Origin of the sequence: Actinosynnema sp. NPDC050436 (assembly GCF_040655415.1) — a bacterium.
GTDB lineage: Bacteria > Actinomycetota > Actinomycetes > Mycobacteriales > Pseudonocardiaceae > Actinosynnema.
In genome coordinates, this window is sequence record NZ_JBFAJV010000037.1 from 1 (window position 1) to 1778 (window position 1778).

At 67.7% G+C, this 1778-nt stretch carries 3 protein-coding genes; 2 read left to right on the forward strand and 1 reads right to left on the reverse strand.

The window, feature by feature from the left end; genetic code table 11:
* Positions 1-79: 79 nt before the first annotated feature.
* Positions 80-286 (reverse strand): Tn3 family transposase, encoded by a 207-nt coding sequence (locus AB0I60_RS37440; protein WP_360739008.1) that lies wholly within the window; start codon positions 284-286, stop codon positions 80-82.
* Positions 287-626: 340 nt separating this feature from the next.
* Here AB0I60_RS37440 and AB0I60_RS37445 point away from each other — a divergent pair, with 340 nt between their 5' ends.
* Both AB0I60_RS37445 and AB0I60_RS37450 read left to right on the forward strand, forming a co-directional pair.
* Positions 627-1199, forward strand: a complete 573-nt coding sequence (locus AB0I60_RS37445; protein WP_360739009.1) for an RICIN domain-containing protein — start codon at positions 627-629, stop codon at positions 1197-1199.
* A gap of 80 nt (positions 1200-1279) precedes the next feature.
* On the forward strand, positions 1280-1516 hold the full coding sequence (locus AB0I60_RS37450; RefSeq protein ID WP_360739012.1) for a hypothetical protein: 237 nt from the start codon (positions 1280-1282) through the stop codon (positions 1514-1516).
* Positions 1517-1778 lie beyond the last annotated feature (262 nt).

Consider the following 1778-nt stretch of genomic DNA (forward strand, 5'->3'; position numbering starts at 1 on the left):
CACAGACGATTCGCCGGTGTCACGCCGTTTTCGTTGCCCGATGTGTCTCCCCGGTTCGTGGTCGCCCGCCGAGAGATGATCACCTCGCTCGCGGACTCCACGTAACCAATACGTAGAGGGTGCGCTGGAGCCCGCCGAACTCGACCAGCGCCTGCGCGAGCGCGGAGCGCCGCGACGCGGCGTGCAGCTTGCCCACCACCAGGGAGACGGTGGCGTGGCCGTACTTCAGCGACGCGGCCAGACGCAGCATCTCGTCCCACTGCGACCGGATCAGCGCCGTGTCCACCCCGCCAACAACCGGCGCCGGCGAACATGACGGCGGAGGCCAGCAGGATCGGCCCGACGTTGCGCTCGGCGGCCGCCGCGGGCTCCTCGGTGCCGTTGAGGGGCAGGTGGCCGCCCAGGTCGTCGAGTACGCCCGCTCCCGTCGCCGTCCACGGGTGGATGAATCTCCGGTGCACAAGGAGGGAACGGCCGCCGTCGGTGTGGGTGATGGCGGACCGCAGGGTAGCCGGCGGAAGGGCCGACCGACGAACCGACCACCCGGTCGATCGTCCCGCCTGTTGTCCGGATTCGGGGTGGTCGATCGGTGCACGAGGAGACGACGGTGTCGAAAACCTTCGATGGTGGCCGCCGCTGTGCTCGCGTCGGCGAGCTTGGTGTTCCCGGCGATCTTCACACCAGGCGCGGACGTTCGAGCGGCCGGTGCCGAGCCGACCACGCGGACGGCGGTGGAGAGGACCGAAGGAAAGCCGGGTGGCCCGGCGTCCTCTCCGGTCGACGCGTATGCCGAGGATGATTTCGCTGAACTTGTCACCATTCGGAATGTGGCAAATAACCGATGTGTCGAGTCGCCGTCGGGGCAAACCTCGTGGTTGCTTCAAAAAATCTGCGACAAAACCGAGTCGAAGCAACGCTGGCAACGTGACGGGAATGCGTCGAACTTCACGCTCAAGAACCAGGGCACCGGCTTGTGCGTCAGCAAGGTGTACACCGGACTCGTCGCCGCGCCCTACGATGAGGCACTGGGTTGGACCCTGCGGAACCGGGTAAGGGACTTTGCGGAGTGGCAGAATCTCGGCGATGGCATGTGCGCCACTGTCAGCAGCGATTCGCTCAGCTATATTCTTCTGACGTCATGCGCGAACGGCAAGTTGGTGCAGCGTTGGGAAATGCGTGTCGCCACGACCGGCCGCTGATCATCCGAGCCGGGTCAGGTCCTTCGGCAGCAGATGCGGCGGTCGTGGTCGTGCTACGGCAACCGGTGGCCGCTGTCGTCGTGGCGAGGGTGCTCGGCACTGGTAGGGCATCGCCCGCCGGCGCACTCGGCGACGGCTCCGCCAGCCGGGCCGCTGTGGCGCCGGCCGATCTGTTCGTCCTGTGCGAGGGCGACTCGGTGTCAGTCTTCGACTTCATACGGGTGACCGGCTGTGTGGGCACGATCGACGTGTTCACGGGCAGAGTCGAGATCGTGGTGGACGCGTTGCTGCCCGAGGAGCAGCCGACAGGCGACTGACCCCTCGTACAGCGACCGGTCGCGGACCCGCCCGTGCAGCAGCTCGACCGCGTGCTCGCAGTCCCGCGCACCCGGAACCGACGCCTCGGCGACGCACTGGGCGCCGGTCGCGCCCGCGGCTCACGGCTTCCCTGGGGCGGTGGTCTCAGCCGATGCGGAACAGCTGAGCGTCGAAGGCGTAGGTGTGGTCCGGCCCGCCGGTGCAGTCGTGCTTCCAGCAGATCCAGCGGTCCCTGCGGTAGATCTCGGCCGTGCCGCCGAG